This is a genomic window from Acinetobacter sp. NigerLNRRAM0016, assembly GCF_054112845.1.
On record NZ_JBSYVT010000084.1, the window covers coordinates 1 to 1,665 of the forward strand.

The window sequence follows — 1,665 nt, forward strand, 5'->3', positions numbered from 1 at the left end:
GAGCATGTGCTGTTTGTGATAAATTGAGATTATGTTGAGTGAGTTCTCTAATAATTCTAAGTTGTTGAAAGTTCATAATTTGGATATAGAATATAAAAATAAGAGCAAATATATAAATAAATGCTCTTTTAGATGATCAATGATTAACGCATTGTGACGAATTCTTCAGCAGAAGTCGGATGAATTGCTAAAGTGTTATCGAAGTCTTTTTTAGTTGCTCCCATTTTTAAAGCAACAGCAAAGCCTTGCAGAATTTCATCCATACCGTATCCAATACCATGAATTCCGACCACTTTCTCATCAGTTCCTACACAAATTAATTTCATTTTTGTGAGTTGTCGATGTTCTGTTATCGCTGTATACATGGATGTAAAGGAAGAACTATAAATTTTGATGGCATCTTTACCAAATTTTTCTATGGCTTGATCTTCGGTTAATCCAACTGTTCCAATAGGTGGGTGACTAAACACCACAGTCGGAATATTTTCATAATCTAAATGTTCATTTGGCTTATTGTTAAATAAACGTTCAGACAGTCTTCGACCCGCTGCCACAGCAACAGGTGTTAACTCGACTTTACCTGTAATATCACCCACTGCATAAATGCCAGACTGTGTTGTATTTTGATATGCATCAACATGAATAAAGCGATTCTCGTTCAATTGAACTTGAGTCTTATTAAGATTGATCGCTTCAGTTGCAGGTTTTCTACCAATTGCCCAAATCAAGCAATCTACACTATGTTCTGTACCATCTTCTAGGTGTAATACAAGTGAGTTATCTTGAACTTTAGTCACTTTGTTAATCTGACTATGAGTATGCACGTTAATATTTTCACTGCGCATATTCTCTAATAGTGTTTTACCAAGGAAATGATCTAATCCACGCAAAGGCTGATGTTTACGAATAAATAATTGTACATTCGAACCCAATGCATTAAGAACACCTGCCAATTCCACAGCAATATAGCCAGAACCAACAATAGCAGTCCGCTTCGGTAAGTGTTCTAATCCGAAGAAACCATTGGAATCAATACCATATTCAGCACCTTCAATTTCAGGTTTGAATGCTTGAGTCCCCGTAGCAATTAAAATATGGTCAGCTGTGTACGTTTCACCATTTACTTCAATTGTTTGAGCATCTAAAAATTTTGCAAAACCTCGAATGACATCAACATTATTTTTAGCTAGTCCTGTGTCATACGATGTATGTATTCGGCTGATATAGGCTTGTCTGTTTTCAACTAATTTCTTCCAGTTAAAGGATTTCAATTCTGTATTAAAGCCATAGTCAGGACCATATTTATGAATCGCATCGGCAATTTGAGCTGAATACCACATCACTTTTTTAGGAACACATCCTACGTTGACACAGGTTCCACCAATATCACCCATTTCTATCAGTGCACATTTCTTACCATACATGGCAGCACGATTGACTGATGCAATACCGCCACTGCCTCCGCCAATCGCAATATAATCATAGTGTTTAGACATAAATGAAATTCCTGTTTTTTAGATTTAAAAAGTTAATGATATACGCTGAATTATCAGGAGACTTTCCCTTGGGAGATTCTAGGCAGCCAACTTATAAAAGTCTTCGGCCATTTGATTTGGTGTCTTAAAACCCAAACCCTTTTGAATTCTTCGATGATTATAAAATAAT

1 protein-coding gene is annotated in these 1,665 nt (G+C 35.9%); it reads right to left on the reverse strand.

Annotation, left to right across the window (positions count from 1 at the left end; translation table 11 throughout):
• Positions 1 to 143: 143 nt before the first annotated feature.
• Positions 144 to 1,496 carry a glutathione-disulfide reductase gene (gene gorA / locus ACWQ4X_RS19555; RefSeq protein ID WP_002122354.1) on the reverse strand — a complete coding sequence of 451 codons (1,353 nt, stop codon included), beginning with the start codon at positions 1,494 to 1,496 and terminating at the stop codon, positions 144 to 146.
• Positions 1,497 to 1,665: the final 169 nt, after the last annotated feature.

Bases quoted from the DNA above. Each gene is read 5' to 3' on its own strand.
- gorA (WP_002122354.1), bottom strand. From the start codon at position 1,496: ATGTCTAAACACTATGATTATATTGCGATTGGCGGAGGCAGTGGCGGT.